This is a genomic window from Pseudomonas sp. NPDC077649, assembly GCF_044542855.1.
Taxonomy (GTDB): domain Bacteria; phylum Pseudomonadota; class Gammaproteobacteria; order Pseudomonadales; family Pseudomonadaceae; genus Aquipseudomonas.
Genome location: NZ_JBITVF010000001.1, coordinates 1039634 through 1055528 on the forward strand (window position 1 = coordinate 1039634; position 15895 = coordinate 1055528).

At 66.6% G+C, this 15895-nt stretch carries 15 protein-coding genes and 2 pseudogenes; 7 read left to right on the top strand and 10 right to left on the bottom strand.

Going from position 1 to position 15895, the window contains the following annotated elements:
• Window positions 1-41: 41 nt before the first annotated feature.
• Window positions 42-3140, bottom strand: coding sequence for a transglycosylase domain-containing protein (locus ACIGFL_RS04695; protein ID WP_397496299.1), 3099 nt, complete (start codon window positions 3138-3140; stop codon window positions 42-44).
• Between the two features lie 144 nt (window positions 3141-3284).
• Between ACIGFL_RS04695 and ACIGFL_RS04700 the strand changes: the two genes are divergently transcribed.
• Genes ACIGFL_RS04700 through ACIGFL_RS04715 form a run of 4 tightly spaced genes read left to right on the top strand, consistent with a single transcriptional unit; the run spans window position 3285 to window position 5630 of the window.
• Window positions 3285-3965, top strand: a complete 681-nt coding sequence (locus ACIGFL_RS04700; protein ID WP_031303464.1) for a bifunctional 2-polyprenyl-6-hydroxyphenol methylase/3-demethylubiquinol 3-O-methyltransferase UbiG — start codon at window positions 3285-3287, stop codon at window positions 3963-3965.
• A 2-nt stretch (window positions 3966-3967) separates the two neighbouring features.
• Window positions 3968-4387, top strand: coding sequence for a VOC family protein (locus ACIGFL_RS04705; RefSeq protein ID WP_122107563.1), 420 nt, complete (start codon window positions 3968-3970; stop codon window positions 4385-4387).
• Entirely contained in the window at window positions 4371-4790 is a 420-nt protein-coding gene (locus tag ACIGFL_RS04710) for a VOC family protein (RefSeq protein WP_397496300.1), read from the top strand. Before ACIGFL_RS04705 ends, ACIGFL_RS04710 begins: the two co-directional genes overlap by 17 nt.
• 18 nt (window positions 4791-4808) lie before the next feature.
• Window positions 4809-5630 carry an aldo/keto reductase gene (locus tag ACIGFL_RS04715; protein WP_397496301.1) on the top strand — a complete coding sequence of 274 codons (822 nt, stop codon included), beginning with the start codon at window positions 4809-4811 and terminating at the stop codon, window positions 5628-5630.
• Window positions 5631-5661: 31 nt separating this feature from the next.
• On the opposite strand, the gene ACIGFL_RS04720 is transcribed toward ACIGFL_RS04715, so the two are convergent.
• From ACIGFL_RS04720 to ACIGFL_RS04730, 3 genes are read right to left on the bottom strand one after another with little or no spacing between them, the layout of a single operon-like run.
• Window positions 5662-6234, bottom strand: a complete 573-nt coding sequence (locus ACIGFL_RS04720; RefSeq protein WP_021445053.1) for a lytic transglycosylase domain-containing protein — start codon at window positions 6232-6234, stop codon at window positions 5662-5664.
• Between the two features lie 7 nt (window positions 6235-6241).
• Window positions 6242-7195, bottom strand: coding sequence for a hypothetical protein (locus tag ACIGFL_RS04725; RefSeq protein ID WP_397496302.1), 954 nt, complete (start codon window positions 7193-7195; stop codon window positions 6242-6244).
• Window positions 7196-7215: 20 nt separating this feature from the next.
• Window positions 7216-8931 (bottom strand): proline--tRNA ligase, encoded by a 1716-nt coding sequence (locus ACIGFL_RS04730; RefSeq protein ID WP_021445051.1) that lies wholly within the window; start codon window positions 8929-8931, stop codon window positions 7216-7218.
• Between the two features lie 144 nt (window positions 8932-9075).
• Here ACIGFL_RS04730 and ACIGFL_RS04735 point away from each other — a divergent pair, with 144 nt between their 5' ends.
• Complete coding sequence (locus tag ACIGFL_RS04735) at window positions 9076-9483, top strand: PaaI family thioesterase (RefSeq protein WP_397496624.1); 408 nt, start codon at window positions 9076-9078, stop codon at window positions 9481-9483.
• Between the two features lie 75 nt (window positions 9484-9558).
• On the opposite strand, the gene ACIGFL_RS04740 is transcribed toward ACIGFL_RS04735, so the two are convergent.
• Complete coding sequence (locus tag ACIGFL_RS04740; protein ID WP_397496303.1) at window positions 9559-10824, bottom strand: OprD family porin; 1266 nt, start codon at window positions 10822-10824, stop codon at window positions 9559-9561.
• A gap of 670 nt (window positions 10825-11494) precedes the next feature.
• Here ACIGFL_RS04740 and ACIGFL_RS04745 point away from each other — a divergent pair.
• Together ACIGFL_RS04745 and ACIGFL_RS04750 are read left to right on the top strand one after the other, a co-directional pair.
• A complete protein-coding gene (locus ACIGFL_RS04745) occupies window positions 11495-11926 on the top strand; it encodes an HIT domain-containing protein (RefSeq protein WP_122107556.1) in 432 nt (143 codons plus the stop codon).
• On the top strand, window positions 11923-12129 hold the full coding sequence (locus tag ACIGFL_RS04750; RefSeq protein ID WP_397496304.1) for a SlyX family protein: 207 nt from the start codon (window positions 11923-11925) through the stop codon (window positions 12127-12129). Before ACIGFL_RS04745 ends, ACIGFL_RS04750 begins: the two co-directional genes overlap by 4 nt.
• 164 nt (window positions 12130-12293) lie before the next feature.
• Here the strand turns inward: ACIGFL_RS04750 and ACIGFL_RS04755 are convergent.
• The 5 genes and pseudogenes from ACIGFL_RS04755 to ACIGFL_RS04775 all read right to left on the bottom strand — a co-directional run.
• Window positions 12294-12512 (bottom strand): annotated as a pseudogene (locus tag ACIGFL_RS04755) (cold-shock protein); the annotation flags it as partial.
• A gap of 99 nt (window positions 12513-12611) precedes the next feature.
• Window positions 12612-12923: pseudogene (locus ACIGFL_RS04760) on the bottom strand (cold shock domain-containing protein membrane protein); the annotation flags it as partial.
• 171 nt (window positions 12924-13094) lie between these two features.
• Window positions 13095-14162 carry a GGDEF domain-containing protein gene (locus ACIGFL_RS04765; protein WP_021445045.1) on the bottom strand — a complete coding sequence of 356 codons (1068 nt, stop codon included), beginning with the start codon at window positions 14160-14162 and terminating at the stop codon, window positions 13095-13097.
• Between the two features lie 97 nt (window positions 14163-14259).
• Window positions 14260-14730 carry a Dps family protein gene (locus ACIGFL_RS04770; protein WP_021445044.1) on the bottom strand — a complete coding sequence of 157 codons (471 nt, stop codon included), beginning with the start codon at window positions 14728-14730 and terminating at the stop codon, window positions 14260-14262.
• Window positions 14731-15006: 276 nt separating this feature from the next.
• Window positions 15007-15825 (bottom strand): SDR family NAD(P)-dependent oxidoreductase, encoded by an 819-nt coding sequence (locus ACIGFL_RS04775; RefSeq protein ID WP_397496305.1) that lies wholly within the window; start codon window positions 15823-15825, stop codon window positions 15007-15009.
• Window positions 15826-15895: the final 70 nt, after the last annotated feature.

Genomic DNA, 15895 nt, shown 5'->3' on the forward strand with positions numbered 1-15895 from the left:
CTCGTTCGTCGCCCGGTTGCCTTCGCGCTGGTTACCGGGTGTTACCGCCAGCTGATCTGCGGCGCGCTCTGCGGCGCCTGGCACAGGGTGGCGCTGCCCGGCTCCAGGTAGGGCGCGAGGATCGGCGCCATGCCCTTGAGCACCTGCACCGGCAGCGCCGAGGTGAAGGTGAATTTCTCCGCCTCGCGGCCGGGGACGAAGGCGGTGAGGGTGCCGTAGTGGCGCGGGCCGAGGAAGAACACGAAGGTGGCGGTGCGGTTCATCGCCCGCGAGCTGAGCACCCGGCCACCGGCGCCGACGCTCTCGATGCGGTTGTCGCCGGTGCCGGTCTTGCCGCCGAGGGTCAGGCTGCGCCCGTCTTGCAGCAGGAAGCTGCCCTGCAGGCGCCGCGCGGTGCCGCCCTCGACCACCTGCGACAGCGCACCGCGCAGCGCCGCGGCGACTTCCGAGGACATCACCCGCTTGGCGCCGCGGGTATTGCGCTCGACGCGCGTCTCGTAGGGGGTGGCGGCGGCGAAGTGCAGTTCCTCGATGCGCAGCACCGGCTGGCGGATGCCGTCGTTCTGGATGATGCCCATCAGCTCGGCCAGCGCCGCCGGGCGGTCGCCGGAGCTGCCGATGGCGGTGGCCAGTGACGGCACCAGATGGGCGAAGGGATAGCCGAGGTTCTGCCAGCGCCGGTGGATGTCGGAGAAGGCCTCCACCTCCAGCATGATGCGGATACGGCTGTCGCGGGCGCTCTTGTGCCGGCTGCGGAACAGCCAGCCGTAGACCTCCTGGCGCTCGTCGACGCTGGCGGCGACGGCGTCGCCGAAGCCGGCCTGGGGGTTCTCGATGAGAAAGCCCAGCAGCCACAGCTCCAGCGGGTGCACCCGGGCGATGTAGCCCTGGTCCGGCAGGCTGTAGGCGCCGGGGCCGTAGTCCAGGTAGAGGCGGGCGATGCGCTGGTCGGTCAGTTTTTCCTGCGGTACCTGGGCACGCAGGAAGGCGGCGAAGGTGGCCTCGTCGGCCTGCGGCATCAGGTAGCGGTGCACCGCGGCCAGGCGTACCGAGGTCTGCCGCAGGCCGCTGAGGAAGGTTTCCAGGCGCTGCTGCTCCGCCTGGCCCTGGTACTTGCGCCAGAAGCGCAGGAGGAAGGTGCGCCCCTCGCGGTCGGCGAAGCTGCGCAGGTATTCCTCGCGGCGCGGGTCCTTGTCGTCCTTGAGCAGCTCGGCGCTGCTCTGGTAGGTGCTGTAGCGCACCAGGTCGCGCATCAGGCGGATGAACGGCAGGTTGATCGACTCGCGCAGGGACTCGCGCAGGGTCGGGATGCGGCCGTTGTCCTCGCGGCGGAAGTTGCCGAAGGTGTGCAGGCCGCCGCCGGTGAAGAAGCGTTCGTGCGGGCTGGCGGAGTATTTGCGCTCCAGCGCCGCGTCTAGTATGGCCGGCAGACTGGCGCCGGGGTTGCCGCGCAGGTAGTCGATCGCCCAGCGGCTGAGGTTGTCCTGTGGGGCTATGTCCAGCGCGCGCAGCTCCTCGACGCTCTTGCCGGCATGCCGCTGGTGCAGCTCGGCGATCATCTCCAGGTAGGTGGCCAGCACCCGCAGCTTGGCGGTGGAGCCCAGCTCCAGCTTGCTGCCCTCGTTGATGTCGAACGGCTGGTCGGTGCTGTCGGTCTGCACCCGCACCCGGCTGCCGGTGGCGGTGCGCTCGAACAGGGTGAAGCTGTAGCGCACCTCGGCGGTCTTTTCCGGCGACAGCAGGCGCTCGCCGAACAGGCCGATCTGCCCGGCGAACTCCGGCTCGGCCAGGCGCTGCAGGTAGGCGCTGGCCTGCTGCTGCAGGTCGCGCTGCAGGGTGCTGCGGGCGGCCAGGTCGAGGCGGTCGAGGTCGTACAGCGGCATGCCCAGCAGGTTGGACAGGCGCGAGCGGGCCACGCTGATGCCCTTGTCGCTCTCCACCGGACGCAGGTTGGGTTCCAGCTGCCAGTCACGGTAGCGCAGTTTCTGCGCCAGGGCGGCGTCGCGCAGGGCGCCGTCGATCAGCCCGCCGCCGGCCAGCAGGCGGATATGGCTGTCGGTCAGCGCCTCCATCTCCTTGCGGCCCTGGGCCAGGTAATAGGACGGGCGGCGCTGGGCGATCATCAGCGACAGCACCTGGCGCAGCGCCAGGCCGCGCTCGGCCAGGCTGGCCTCGGGGGTACGGGCCGGGTCGAGCAGGGCGTTGCTGCGCTCGAAATCGGCGCCGTACCAGATGCGCAGGCCGTCGGCCAGGCCGTGCACCTCGCCGTGCCCCGGCGCGGCGGACAGCGGCACGCTGTTGAGGTAGTCGCGCACGATGTTCCGTCGCGCCTCCAGGGTCTGCGGGCCCTGCTGATAGGCGCGCACGCTGGCGGAAATCATCTGCCGCAGCTTTTCCCCGGCCGACAGGGTCAGGCCGTCGGGCGAGTGGCGGTATTTCTCCAGTTGGGTGGCCAGGGTGCTGCCGCCGGCGGACTGATCCTGCACGTCGAGCAGCTTGCCCAGCTGCGACAGCGCCGCCATGGCGAAGCGCGGCCAGTCCACCGCCGGGTTGGCCAGCGGCTGCTCACTGTCGAGCAGGTGACGGTTCTCGATGAACAGCAGGCTGCCCACCACCAGCGGCGGGATGGCGGCGAAGTCGGCATAGCCCTGCTGTGGGTAGCGGAACTGGTAGAACGGCGTGCCGCGGCAGTCGGCGATGCTCAGGCCGCTCTGGCTCTTCTCGACGAACGGCGGGAAGAAGCCGCGGCGGCTATAGGCCATCAGCGCCGGGGAAAAACGCGCCTGCTCGCTGATCAGGAAATCGCGCTGCTGCAGGCGCTCGAGCATCAGCGGCAGGTAGGCGTAGCCCTGGCGCTTGTCGAACGGCCCGTCGCTCGGGTAGACGATGGCCGGGCTCGGCCCGGGCTCGACGCGATAATTCAGGCTGGCGGCGTAGCGGCTCAATTCGCGGGCCTGGAAGTGCGCACTGCGCAACTCGAAGGCGAGCAGGGCGGCGGCGAGCAGCACCAGCAGCGGTACCAGCAGGTAGGGCAGCAGGCGCCAGCGCCGCGACGGCGGACCCGGCGTCGGATCGGTCGCCGCGATAGCGTCCGACGCAAGGTCGCGCTGCTGAGGATCGGATTGCCATAATGCGCCCATAATCCACCGGCCTGGCCTGTCAGCTCACGGAAATCCCCCGGGTGAGCGCCGCCAGAAGGCGGGTCACCGCGTTTGCCTGATATCAGCTTAGACGCTGGCGCAGCGTCTAGAATCCACTTCACCGCAAAAATGCAGGAAATCGCCATGCAGCGCGATCATCGAGAACAGCTTCAGCAGAGCTGGCAGGCCAACGCCGATGCCTGGGCTGCCGCGGTGCGCGAGCAACGCATCGAGAGCCGGCGGCTGGTCACCGATGCGGCGATTCTCCAGGCGGTGCTGGCCCTGGCGCCCAAGCGGGTGCTGGATATTGGCTGCGGCGAGGGCTGGTTGTGCCGTGGCCTGGCCGAGCACGGCATCGAGCCGGTCGGCGTGGATGCTTCGGCGCCGCTGATCGAGGCGGCCCGCGCCGCCTGCGATGGACGCAGCCAGTACCGGGTCTGCGGCTACGCCGAGCTGGACAGCCAGGCCGAGGCGCTGGGCCGTTTCGAGGTGCTGGTGTGCAACTTCGCCCTGCTCGAGGAGCCGCTGCAGCCGCTCCTGCACAGTCTGCACGGGCTGCTGGCGCCGGGCGGCAGCCTGCTGATCCAGACCCTGCACCCCTGGCGCGCCAGCCATGGCGAGGCCTATCGCGACGGCTGGCGGGTGGAGGACTTCGCCGGTTTCGGCGAGGGTTTCCAGGCCCCCATGCCCTGGTTCTTCCGCACCTTGCAGTCCTGGCTGACGCTGATCGGCGAGACCGGCTGGCGCCTGGAGTGGCTGCAGGAACCGCTGCACCCGGAGAGCGTGCAGCCGGTGTCGCTGCTGTTGTTGCTCAAGCCGCTCTGAGCATGGAGTTGTTGCTGAACCTCGACGTGCCGGACCTGGCGGCGGCCGAGGCCTTCTATACCCACGGCCTGGGCCTGCGGGTCGGGCGCCGGTTGTTCGCGGGCAGCGTGGTCGAGCTGCTGGGGGCCGCGGTGCCGCTCTATCTGCTGCACAAGGCGGCGGGCAGCGGGCCTTTCGCCACGGCGAGGACGGGGCGCGACTATGGCCGCCACTGGACACCGCTGCATCTGGATGTCGTCGTCGACGACCTGGACGTCGCCCTGGCGCGGGTCCTGGCTGCCGGCGCGCGTCAGGAGGGCACGATCAGCGAACAGGCCTGGGGCCGGCTGGCGTTGCTCAGCGACCCTTTCGGCCACGGTTTCTGCCTGCTGCAATGGCGCGGCGACGGCTATGCGGAGGTGTGCGATGAAAGAGTGCAATGACGGTAACCGATTGATTCCCTGCCTGCGTTACCGTGATGCCCCGGCGGCAATCGACTGGCTGTGCCGGGTGTTTGGCTTCGAGGCGCAACTGGTGGTACCCGACGCGCAGGGCGGTATCGCCCACGCCCAACTGCGCCGGGGGCGCGACATGCTGATGCTCGGCTCGCCGGCCGACTCGCCCCACGGCCGGCACATGCGCCAACCGGACCAGGCCGCTGGTTGTACCCAGTGCCTGTACCTGGTGGTGGAGGACGCCGATGCCCTGTATGCCCGGGTTCAGGCGGCCGGGGTGGAGGTGGTCATCGAGCTGCGCGACGAGGACTATGGTGGGCGCGGCTTCACCTGCCTGGATATCGAAGGGCATCTGTGGAGCTTTGGCACCTATGATCCCTGGCGGTCATGAACAGGAGGAGCAGTGACGATGCGTACGCTTGAGTTGGCCGGCACCCGGGTGCCGGTGATCGGCCAGGGTACCTGGCACATGGGCGAGGACCGCCGCCAGCGGGCGCGCGAAGTGGCGGCCCTGCGCGAAGGCCTCGAGCTCGGTCTGCGGCTGATCGACACCGCGGAAATGTACGGCGAGGGCGGCGCCGAGGAGGTGGTCGGCGAGGCCATCGTCGGGCGCCGCGAGCAGGTCTTCCTGGTCAGCAAGGTCTATCCGCACAATGCCAGCCGCCAGGGCGTGCAACAGGCCTGCGAACGCAGCCTGCGGCGCCTGGGTTGCGAGCGCATCGACCTGTACCTGCTGCACTGGCGCGGCCAGCACCCCCTGCAGGAGACGGTGGCGGGCTTCGAGCACCTGCGCGAGCAGGGCAAGATCGGCGCCTGGGGCGTGTCCAACTTCGATCTGGACGACCTGGTCGAGCTGGACGAGGCGGCTTGCGCCACCAACCAGGTGCTGTACAACCTCGAGGCGCGCGGCATCGAGTACGACCTGCTGCCCTGGCAGCGCCGCGCCGGCATGCCGCTGATGGCCTATTGTCCGCTGAGTCAGGCCGGCGCCCTGTTACGCGAGCCGGCGCTGAGCGAAGTGGCCGCGCGGCATGCCGCCACGCCGGCCCAGGTGGCGCTGGCCTGGACTCTGCGCCAGGGCGGGGTGATCGCCATTCCCAAGGCCGTGGAGGCCGCGCACCTGCGCGACAATGCCGCGGCGGCTGCGCTGGTGTTGAGCGAGGACGATCTGGCCCTGCTCGACGCGGCCTTTCCTCCGCCGCAAGGCAAGCAGGGCCTGCAGATGGTCTAGGCGCAAGGCGCACAGCCGTGCCCACCTGCGGCTACGGCTTGACGTACCAGTAGTCGTACCAGAAGCCCATGACCTTGGCCGGGTATTTCAGCTGGCCGAGGCTGCCGTTGTAGCGGGCCAGGGCGCGGCTGAGGTTGCCGTTCTCGCGCTTGAGGTAGTAGGCCAGGATGGTGCAGCCGTAACGCAGGTTGGTGGCGTTGTCGGTGAGGTTGTCCTGCGGCCGGCCCAGTTCGGCCTTCCAGAAGGGCATCACCTGCATCAGCCCCTGGGCGCCCACCGAAGAAATGGCGAAACGGTCGAAGTGGCTCTCGGCGTGGATCAGGGCGATCACCAGGTCCGGACGCAGCCCGGCCTTGCTCGCCTCGGCGTGCACCAGGCGCAACAGCGTCAGGCGCTGCTGGTCGTCGGGGATATAGCGGGTCAGGCGGGTGGACATGTCCAGCAGCCAGACCTCGGCATCGAAGCGGTCGGCAAAACTGTCGGCCTGGCTCACCGTGCGTTGCAGCAGTTCGCGCAGTTCCGGCTCGGGCGCCTGGCGCAGGTTGGCCTCGGCGGCACTGACGGCCAGCAGCAGCGCCGCTAGCAGCAGTCGAGGCAGGGGCACAGGCGCCTCAGTTCACCACGGGATCGGCGGCCAGGCGGCCGGCGTCTTCCAGCAGGGCCTTGAGGAAGGCTTCCTGCAGTTCCGGGTCGTTGCGGGTCAGTTCGATCAGGCTCTGCTCCAGCTCGCTGGCTTCTTCTTCCAGGCCCAGGTCGGACAGGCGCTTGACTCGGTGCACCCACTGCGCCACGTCGTCGTCCTCGAGGTCATCGAAGATCAGGTCGTGGGCCTCGCGCAGCTTGCCGCGCAGGGTGTGGCTGACCAGCAGGCTGGCCTCGGCGCGGGTCTCGTCGCGGTCGTCCTCGACGCTGAGCCGGAGCATGCCGAGGCGGCCGATATCCTGTTCGGTAAAGGGGCTGTCCAGCAGGTTCAGGCGCAGCACGCCGCTGCGGTCGGTGAGCAGCTCGAAGCTCTGCTCGCCGGCCAACACCCGCACCGGACGCTCGGCCCAGGGCAGGCTGGAATATTCCATGCGGCGATCCTGCTGGACCTCTTCGATGCTCGCCAGGTTCTGCTCGGCGCGGCCGTTGGACTCGACGTTCATGAAGGGGTTGAGCCCGGCCATGCCGTAGCTGATCCAGTCGCGCGTCGCGCTGTCCGGCAGGCTGCCTAGCAGTACCACGTTGAGCACGTTGGCGCCGATCCCGGCGACCACCGCCACCGCGCCCAGCGGCACCTCGTACAGCTCGCGCCAGGGCTGGTAGGGGGTGTAGCGGTCGTAGCGGCGGGTGACCTCGAAGGCGGTGACCTCGAAGTTCTTCTGATCATGCACGCGCACCCGGCGCTGGGGCAGTTCCAATACCTTTGGCTCGCCCACGTCGATCTGCAGCTGGTGATCCAGCAGTTTGCGTTCGACGCGCTCCTCGTGCTCGCTGCGCTGCGGCAGCTGGTTGGCGCAGCCGCTGAGGAAGAGGGCGCCGCACAGGGCGGCGCCGATGAGGCGAAGGCTGTTGCTCGTGTGCATGATGTCTCGGTGCGGCGTGATCAGCGGCTGATACGGGCTTGCAGGAAGGGCAGGATGTCGGCCAGCGGCACGGCCTGGGCTTCGGTCTCGGCGCGGCTCTTGTATTCCAGGTTGCCGTCGGCCAGGCCGCGGTCGCTGACTACCACGCGGTGCGGAATGCCGATCAGCTCCATGTCGGCGAACTTGATGCCGGGGCTGGTCTTTTTGTCGCGGTCGTCCAGCAGCACCTCGAAACCGGCGGCGGTCAGCTCGGCGTAGAGCTTGTCGGTGGCCTCGCGGACTTGCTCGGTTTCGTAGCGCAGCGGCACCAGGGCGATGTGGAAGGGCGCCAGGGCGTCGTTCCAGAGGATGCCGCGCTCGTCGTTGTTCTGCTCGATGGCGGCGGCCACCACGCGCGACACGCCGATGCCGTAGCAGCCCATGGTCAGGGTGACCGGCTTGCCGTTCTCGCCCAGGACCTGGCAGTTCATCGCCTCGCTGTACTTGGTGCCGAGCTGGAAGATATGCCCGACTTCGATGCCGCGCTTGATCTCCAGGGTGCCCTGGCCATCCGGGCTGGGGTCGCCGGCGACCACGTTGCGCAGGTCGGCCACTGCCGGCAGCGGCAGGTCGCGCTCCCAGTTGACGCCGAAGTAGTGCTTGTCCTCGATGTTGGCACCGGAGGCGAAATCGCTCATCAGCGCCACGCTGCGGTCGACGATGCAGGGGATCGGCAGGTTGACCGGGCCCAGCGAGCCGGGGCCGGCACCGATGGCGGCGCGAATCTCGGCTTCGCTGGCCATCTGCAGCGGGCTGGCGACCTGCTCCAGGTTGGCGGCCTTGATCTCGTTGAGCTCGTGGTCGCCACGGACGATCAGGGCGATCAGTTTGCCTTCCTCGGCAGCGTGCACCACCAGGGTCTTGATGGTCTTCTCGATGGCCAGGCCGAAGCCCTGCACCAGCGCGTCGATGGTCTTGGTGTCGGGGGTGTCGACCAGGCGCATCTCTTCGGTGGCGGCGCCGCGCGCTTGCTCGCGCGGGATGGCCTCGGCCTTCTCGATATTGGCGGCGTAGTCGGAGACGTTGCTGAAGGCGATATCGTCTTCACCGGACTCGGCCAGCACGTGGAACTCGTGGGAGCCGGTGCCGCCGATGGAGCCGGTGTCGGCCTGCACCGGGCGGAAATTCAGGCCCAGGCGGCTGAACACGTTGCAGTAGGCCTGGTGCATGCGGTCGTAGGTTTCCTGCAGCGAGGCCTGGTCGGCATGGAAGGAGTAGGCGTCCTTCATGATGAACTCGCGGCCACGCATCAGGCCGAAGCGCGGGCGGATCTCGTCGCGGAACTTGGTCTGGATCTGGTACATGTTGATCGGCAGCTGCTTGTAGCTGTTCAGCTCGTTGCGCGCCAGATCGGTGATCACTTCCTCATGGGTCGGGCCGACGCAGAAGTCGCGCTCGTGGCGATCCTTCAGGCGCAGCAGCTCGGGGCCGTACTGCACCCAGCGGCCGGACTCCTGCCACAGCTCGGCCGGCTGGATGGCCGGCATCAGCACTTCCAGGGCGCCGGCGGCGTTCATTTCCTCGCGCACCACCTTCTCCACCTTGCGCAGCACGCGCAGGCCCATCGGCAGCCAGGTGTACAGGCCGGAGGCCAGCTTGCGGATCATGCCGGCACGCAGCATCAGCTGGTGGCTGATCACCACGGCATCGGAGGGGGTTTCTTTCAGGGTCGAGAGCAGGAACTGACTGGTACGCATGTTTGGCCGTTCTGTCGGTTGCTAGGGCTTGGAATAGGGCGGCATTGTACGGTGCCTGTACAGTGGCGTACAGGACGGGGCGCCGGCAGACCGGCCGCGTGCCTGCGCAACGACGGCGATAAGCGGGAGGTCGAGGTGGCGGGATTGACTGCGGGGGAGGTTCAGGCGCTGATTCGCGCGGGGCTGCCGATGGCCGAGGATATCGATCTGCACATCGACCGGCTGGACGGCGAGAGCGTGCTGGCGCGGGTGCCCTTTCAGGCCAAACTGGTGCGTCCGGGCGGCACCCTGTCCGGGCCGACCATCATGGCCCTGGGCGATGCGGCCATGTACGCCATGGTGCTGGGCCGCCTGGGGCGGGTGGAAATGGCGGTGACCTCGAACCTCAATATCAACTTCCTGGTCAAGCCCGGGCCGGTGGACCTGCTCGCCGAAGCGCGCATCCTGCGCCTGAGCCGCCGCCAGGCGGTGTGCGAGGTCTCGCTCTATTCGGCGGGCAATGAGGATGAGTTGGTGGCGCATGTAACGGGGACCTATGCGCTGCCGTTGTAATGTACCGCTGTATCGAAAAGAAAAGGCCCGGTTTCCCGGGCCTTTCTTATTTCGAGTAGTAACTGATGCCTGAGATTACAGGATGCTCAGCGGGTACTCGATGATTACGCGCACTTCGTCGCTAGACGGAGCGCCGTAGTAAACGCCATCGCTGCTGCGGTAGGTGGCCTGGCGTACTCGTACGTTGAGGTCCTTGGCCGGGCCGCCCTGGATGGTGTAGCCCACCTGGATGTTACGTTCCCACTCTTTACCGTCATCGGTGGTAGCGGTTTTGGCGTCGGAGCCGCTGACATAGCGAGCCATGAACGCCAGACCCGGCACGCCGTACTCGGCGAAGTTCAGGTCGTAGCGCAGTTGCCAGGACTTCTCGTCTTCGGCGTTGAAGTCGGATCGCTGAATGGAGTTGGCCAGCCATACGGTACCGCCGCCGTCGACGCCGTAGTCGTAACCAATGCCGTCGAAACCGCCATGGGACTTCTGGTAGGCCGCGGTGAAGGTGTGAGCACCCATGTTGTACGCGGCGGCAAGACTCCAGATGGTGTTGTCTTCTTCTTTGCCGGTGTCGGTGTACTCTTTGTCGTAGTCGGTCTTGTAGATGTTGAAGTCGAAGTTCAGCGACTGGTCATCGCTCAGGCCCAGGGTGTAGTTCAGGTTGCCGTACTTCTTCTCGAAGGAATCTTCTACGTCGGAGTAGTACAGCGCCGCGGAGAAGTTGTCGGTGAAGCTGTAGCGACCACCGACTACATCGGCGCCCTTCAGGCCGAGGCTGTCGTGATTGGTCTCACTCTGAGCATTGATGGCGGTGAAGTGACCGGCATGCAGTTCCAGGCCTTCGATTTCGTTGCTGGTGACCAGGAAGCCATCGGCAACTTCCGGCAGCAGGCGGCTGTCGTCGGTGCTCAGAACCGGAAGTGCGGTGAATTGATCGCCATACTTCACTACGGTGTTGGACAGACGCAGTTTGACGGCGCCGCCGGCTTCGGAGTAGTCGTCCTGGGAGCGGCCGTCGGAGTCAGTGGGGAACAGGCCGGAACCGCTACGGCCCTTGCCGCTGTCGAGCTTCAGGCCCAGCAGGCCGATGGCATCGACGCCAAAACCAACGGTGCCCTGAGTGAAGCCGGATTCATAGGTGGCGATAAAGCCTTGGCCCCACTCTTGCGGATCGTCATTACGGGTGGGGTCGTTGCGGAAGTCGCGGTAGAAGTACAGGTTGCGGCTCAGGATATTGAGGCTGCTGTCTTCGACAAAGCCATTTGATTCGGATTGTGCGCTGGCCATGGCCAGTTGGCTGGTACCCGCGGCTACTGCCAGGGCGATTACGCTCCACTTCATCACTTGCATCGTGATTGCTCCTTTGGTTTAGAAGAGTTGCGCTGCCCATCTAATTATTGTATGGGCGGCTCTTTCTTTTTGTGTCGGCGCTAACTTATAGCACGCAGCCAATGTTGGCGATAGTTGCAATCTATTCGTTGCGATTTCTTCACAGCAGTGTCGCAAAGGCTTATGAAGGATGTCGCAAATCTGTAGTTCTGCACTTGCGTCCCGTGGCGCCGACTGGTTTCGCGGTTTGAGGTGCCGGATACCGCTGTTATTGACCCGCTGCGCGGCGTGCCGAGCATTGCCCAAACCGATAGCAAAAGTCGTGCTCAAAACCCCAGTTCGGCGTTAAAAGCTCGCTTTTGCCGGCTGCCAGGGGCGCTTTGGTCCAGGCCGAGCCGGCTCCGCCGCGGGTTCGCCGTGGCCGCGTCGACGCTTTGCGGCGAAGGCGGGGGAGGCGCCTTGAGGCCCTTGGCGGCCGCATCGGAAGCCGCGTGCGGTAACGTGCGGCGGCGATTATTACGGTAGGAAACAAAATGGTGCACGCCTGCGGTGCGCGTCGCGACGAACCGCCTTGCGCTGGTGCGTGGCGGCGGGGTGAATTGTCGCCGCCGGCCGCGTATGCTGCGCGCCCAGTGCGCCGAGCTGGTCCGGCGCTAAGCTTGGTTGATGGCTTGATGCGAGGAGAGTCGCCATGTTCGTCCTGGATTCGCGTTTGCAGCAGGACTGCCTGCTGATCGGGGACTTCCCCCTGTGTCGTCTGTTGCTGATGAACGATGCCCACTACCCCTGGTTCATCCTGGTGCCGCGGCGTGAGGAGGTCAGCGAGTTGTTCCAGCTGGATGCCGCCGACCAGACCCGGCTCTGGCAGGAAACCACCCTGCTGGCCGAGAAGCTCAAGGACACCTTCGCCGCGGACAAGATGAACGTGGCGACCCTGGGCAACCTGGTCAGCCAGCTGCACATGCACGTGATCGTACGGCGTCGAGAGGATGCCGCCTGGCCGGCGCCCGTCTGGGGGCGGCAGCCGGCGCAGCCCTACGCCGAGGACCAGGTGCAGCAACTCAAGGACAAGCTGCGCCTGGTGCTGACCGAGGATTTCCAGTTCGCCGGAGAGGCGGCATGAGCCTCGAGGCGCGGGTCATGGAGCTGGAGAGCCGCCTGGCCTTCCAGGACGACACCATTCAGGCGCTGAGCGACGAGCTGGTCGAGCAGCACAAGCGTATCGAGCGCCTGCAACTGCAGGTGGCGGCCCTGGCGCGGCGTCAGGAAGAGCTGCACGGGCAGGCGGGTGTCGCCGAGGACGAGGCGCCTCCGCCGCACTATTAAAGAAACTCTGAATAGCCGTCATTCCCGCGCAGGCGGGAATCCAGAACCTGCGTAGTCCCTGGGCTCCCGCCTTCGCGGGAGTGACGATAGATGGCTTTTTCAGAATTTCCTTAAGGCCACAAAAAAGCCCGCGATGATCGCGGGCTTTTTTGTTGCTGCGAGCTTCAGCGCCGTGCGGGGGCGGCGGCGATCACGTCTTCGGCCTGCAGGCCCTTGTCGCGCTGCATCACCGAGAACTCTACGCGCTGACCTTCGACCAGTACGCGGTGGCCTTCGCCGCGGATGGCGCGAAAGTGCACGAAGATGTCTTCGCCCGAGTCGCGGGAGATAAAGCCGAATCCCTTGGATGTGTTGAACCACTTGACCGTGCCGGTTTCGCGGTCGTCCTGCTCGCTGCTCGCGGCGTGCTGACTGGGTTGCGCGCGCGGGCTGGGCTGACTGCTCTGGCGCGGTTGCGGGCGCAGTTGGCTGATCAGGTGCAGCAGGGTGGCAGCGGCGGCGATCAGCAGGCTCAGCCAGATGGCCGGCTGACCGCCGATATTCGGCAGCGGCGCGAACAGGATCAGGCCCTGGACCACGGCGGCGAGGATCAGCAGGGCCGATGCCAGACCCTGCAGCTGCTGGCGGGCTGCGCCGAGGTTGAGCGCTTGCTGCGGCGCGAGCAGCAGGTTGAGCAGGCCGATCAGAGCCAGGTAGGGCGCGTCGGGGGTGGCGAGGAATGTGCCGGAAAAACTGGGAACGGCAGACAGCAGCAGGGCGGCAAACCCTGTCACAAGATGGGCAATCTTCAACATCTTCGATGAACTCACTGATTGAATGACGACTTAGGGTGCTGCGGAGGCGGCAAGTTCGCCGTGGCCAGCTGGACGGCCAGGGCGCGCGCCGATGTATTGCGTCGCGCGCGCCGCAGGACAAGAGCGCGGCGCGCGGGGCGTATTTAACAGCAAAGGCAGGGGCTTCTCAAATCAAGCGCTTAGCATGCTTTCGCCGGCGGCGGGGTGAACCTGGTTGCGGCCACTGCGCTTGGCCTGATAGAGCGCGTCGTCGGCGCGGGTGAGCAGGGCCTCGAGGGTGTCGCCGGCTTCGGCCAGGGCGAAACCGAAGGAGGCGGTGATGCTGTCGAGCACCTGGTCGGTGCGGCGCACCTTGACCCGCAGGGCCTGGATCTTGTGGCGCAGCTGCTCGGCGAAGTTGCGCACGCCGGCGAGGTCGGTGCAGCCGCGCAGCACCACGCAGAACTCCTCGCCACCGTAGCGGGCGGCGAAGGCGCGCGGCGGCAACAGCTCGCGCATCAGCTGGCCGACGTGCTGCAGCACGCGGTCGCCCAGAGGGTGGCCGTACTGGTCGTTGAACTGCTTGAAGTGGTCGATATCGAGAATCACCAGGGCCAGGCCCTCGTGCGATTCGTTCAGTGCCTGCTCCAGCAGGCGGGTGAAGGCGTGGCGGTTGAATACGCGGGTCAGGCTGTCGAGGGTCGCGGCCAGGTGCGCGCGCTCCAGCTGGCTGCGCAGGTGCTTGATCTCCTCCTGGGCGGCGCGCAGGCGATAGAGGAATTTTTCCTGCTGATCCTGCATCAGCTGGGTGCTTTCCTGCAGCTCGCTGAGCACGCTGGGCAGGTCGTCGATGATCGGCTCCTGCAGGGCGCTGAGTCCGTGATTGAGACTGTGCTGGTAGTTCTGGCTGCCGATCACGCTGCGCGAGACGTCGCCTTCGATGTCGTCGACCAGCTCGATCACTTGTTGCTGACCGGCGCGCGCCTCGTCCAGTTCGGCGCGGATGATGTAGTCGCGAAACAGCTTGACCGCGGTATCCGGCGGGAAGACGTCGAAATCTTCCACGGCCTTGTCCAGGCGGCGGTTGAGTTCCGGCTCGCTACCCTTGCTGTAGGTGTACCAGAGGGCGTAATGCACCGGGTTGGGGGCGATGGCGTGGCGCATCATCAGCGGCACCGCCTGTTTCAGCAGGGTCGCCGCTTCGCGGGTGTCTTCCGGGTAGAGCTCGAGAATGCTGGGGGATTTGGGCGGCTGACTCATATGCGTCACGAAACTCGGTGGCGAATGGCCAGAGCATAGAACAGGCGGGGGGCGACTGCCTAATGAAAAGGCCCGGATCTCCGGGCCTCGGGGCGAGTCATGCGGCGAGCAGGCTGCGCAGCATCCAGGCGGTCTTCTCATGCACCTGCATGCGCTGGGTCAGCAGGTCGGCGGTGGGTTCGTCGCTGACCTTGTCCAGCAGCGGGAAGATGCCGCGTGCGGTGCGCACCACGGCCTCCTGGCCCTGCACCAGTTGCTTGATCATGTCCTCGGCGCTGGGCACGCCCTCCTCTTCCTTGATCGACGACAGGCGGGCGTAGGCGGCGTAGGTGCCCGGCGCCGGGAAACCCAGGGCACGGATCCGCTCGGCGATGGCGTCGACCGCCAGGGCCAGCTCGTTGTACTGCCCCTCGAACATCAGGTGCAGGGTGTTGAACATCGGGCCGGTGACGTTCCAGTGGAAGTTGTGGGTCTTCAGGTACAGGGTGTAGGTGTCGGCCAGCAGGCGCGACAGGCCTTCGGCGATGGCGGCGCGATCCTGTTCGGCGATTCCGATATTGATTTCCATAGGGTTTTCTCCTCTCAGGTGAGCCCGGGGTGTCGATCCCTTAGAGCCTGTTCACGATCTAGCGAGCTAGAGCCCTACAAGGCAAAAACAGGCGAGGAAGCGGAGTGTACTTTTGTACATGAGCATTCCGAGCTTGTTTTTAACGCCGTAGGGCCGACGCGCAGCAGATCGTGGATAGGTTCTCAGTGTTGGGCGGAGCCTAACACGGGACCACTCGGGGCAATCTTGGCTTATGTCAATGAAAGCCATGTTTAGAAGCTATCGATAACTTGCGGTTCACTTTTTATGCAGAAGCTTGGCCAGCAGCCTGGGGTAGGCCGCCGGTAGCAGGCGTTGGACGCGGTCGAGAAAGCGCGCATCGCTGCCGATCAGGATGCGCGGCTGGCTGGCCTTGATCCCGGCGACTATCGCCTCGGCCGCCTGCGCGGCGCTGGTGCGCGCGAGCTTGTCGAAATTGTGGGCGGCGCGCTCGGCGTCCTGCGAGCCATCGATGCCACGGTAGAAGCGCGCGGAACGGGCGATATTGGTCTTGATCCCGCCGGGATGCACGCAACTGACCGCCACGCCGCGGCAGGCGACCTCCTGGCGCAGGGCCTCGGTGAAGCCGCGCACGGCGAACTTGCTGGCGTTGTAGGCGCCCTGGGTCGGCAGGCTGATGATGCCGAAGATGCTCGACAGGTTGACGATATGCCCGCTGCCTTGCTTGAGCAGGTGCGGCAGGAAGGCCTTGCTGCCGTGCACCACGCCCCAGAAGTTGATGTTCATCAGCCACTCGAAGTCGTCGTAGTCGAGCGCCTCGATGGTCTGCGACACGGCGACGCCGGCGTTGTTGACGATCAGGTCGGCGCCGCCATGTTCGGCCAGCACGCGGTCGGCGAAGGCGTAGACCGCCGCGCGCTCGGCGACGTCCAGGGCGTGGCAGCTGACGCGCGCGCCGCTGCCGCGCAGGGCCTCGGCGTTGCGTTCGAGCTGCGCCAGGTCGATGTCGGCCAGGGCCAGTTGGCAGCCTTCGGCGGCCAGGCGGGTGGCCAGGGCCTGGCCGATGCCGGAGGCGGCGCCGGTGATCACGGCGACCTTGCCGGAGAGAGAGTGCATGGTGGCTCCTTGCGCGCGATGGTTGTCCATGGAGGCCGGAGCTTAGCCACTCGGGGCGGGCCGGCACAAC

Bases quoted from the DNA above. Each gene is read 5' to 3' on its own strand.
- ACIGFL_RS04695 (WP_397496299.1), bottom strand. From the start codon at position 3,140: ATGGGCGCATTATGGCAATCCGATCCTCAGCAGCGCGACCTTGCGTCG.
- ACIGFL_RS04700 (WP_031303464.1), top strand. From the start codon at position 3,285: ATGCAGCGCGATCATCGAGAACAGCTTCAGCAGAGCTGGCAGGCCAAC.
- ACIGFL_RS04705 (WP_122107563.1), top strand. From the start codon at position 3,968: ATGGAGTTGTTGCTGAACCTCGACGTGCCGGACCTGGCGGCGGCCGAG.
- ACIGFL_RS04710 (WP_397496300.1), top strand. From the start codon at position 4,371: ATGAAAGAGTGCAATGACGGTAACCGATTGATTCCCTGCCTGCGTTAC.
- ACIGFL_RS04715 (WP_397496301.1), top strand. From the start codon at position 4,809: ATGCGTACGCTTGAGTTGGCCGGCACCCGGGTGCCGGTGATCGGCCAG.
- ACIGFL_RS04725 (WP_397496302.1), bottom strand. From the start codon at position 7,195: ATGCACACGAGCAACAGCCTTCGCCTCATCGGCGCCGCCCTGTGCGGC.
- ACIGFL_RS04730 (WP_021445051.1), bottom strand. From the start codon at position 8,931: ATGCGTACCAGTCAGTTCCTGCTCTCGACCCTGAAAGAAACCCCCTCC.
- ACIGFL_RS04740 (WP_397496303.1), bottom strand. From the start codon at position 10,824: ATGCAAGTGATGAAGTGGAGCGTAATCGCCCTGGCAGTAGCCGCGGGT.
- ACIGFL_RS04745 (WP_122107556.1), top strand. From the start codon at position 11,495: ATGTTCGTCCTGGATTCGCGTTTGCAGCAGGACTGCCTGCTGATCGGG.
- ACIGFL_RS04750 (WP_397496304.1), top strand. From the start codon at position 11,923: ATGAGCCTCGAGGCGCGGGTCATGGAGCTGGAGAGCCGCCTGGCCTTC.
- ACIGFL_RS04765 (WP_021445045.1), bottom strand. From the start codon at position 14,162: ATGAGTCAGCCGCCCAAATCCCCCAGCATTCTCGAGCTCTACCCGGAA.
- ACIGFL_RS04770 (WP_021445044.1), bottom strand. From the start codon at position 14,730: ATGGAAATCAATATCGGAATCGCCGAACAGGATCGCGCCGCCATCGCC.
- ACIGFL_RS04775 (WP_397496305.1), bottom strand. From the start codon at position 15,825: ATGCACTCTCTCTCCGGCAAGGTCGCCGTGATCACCGGCGCCGCCTCC.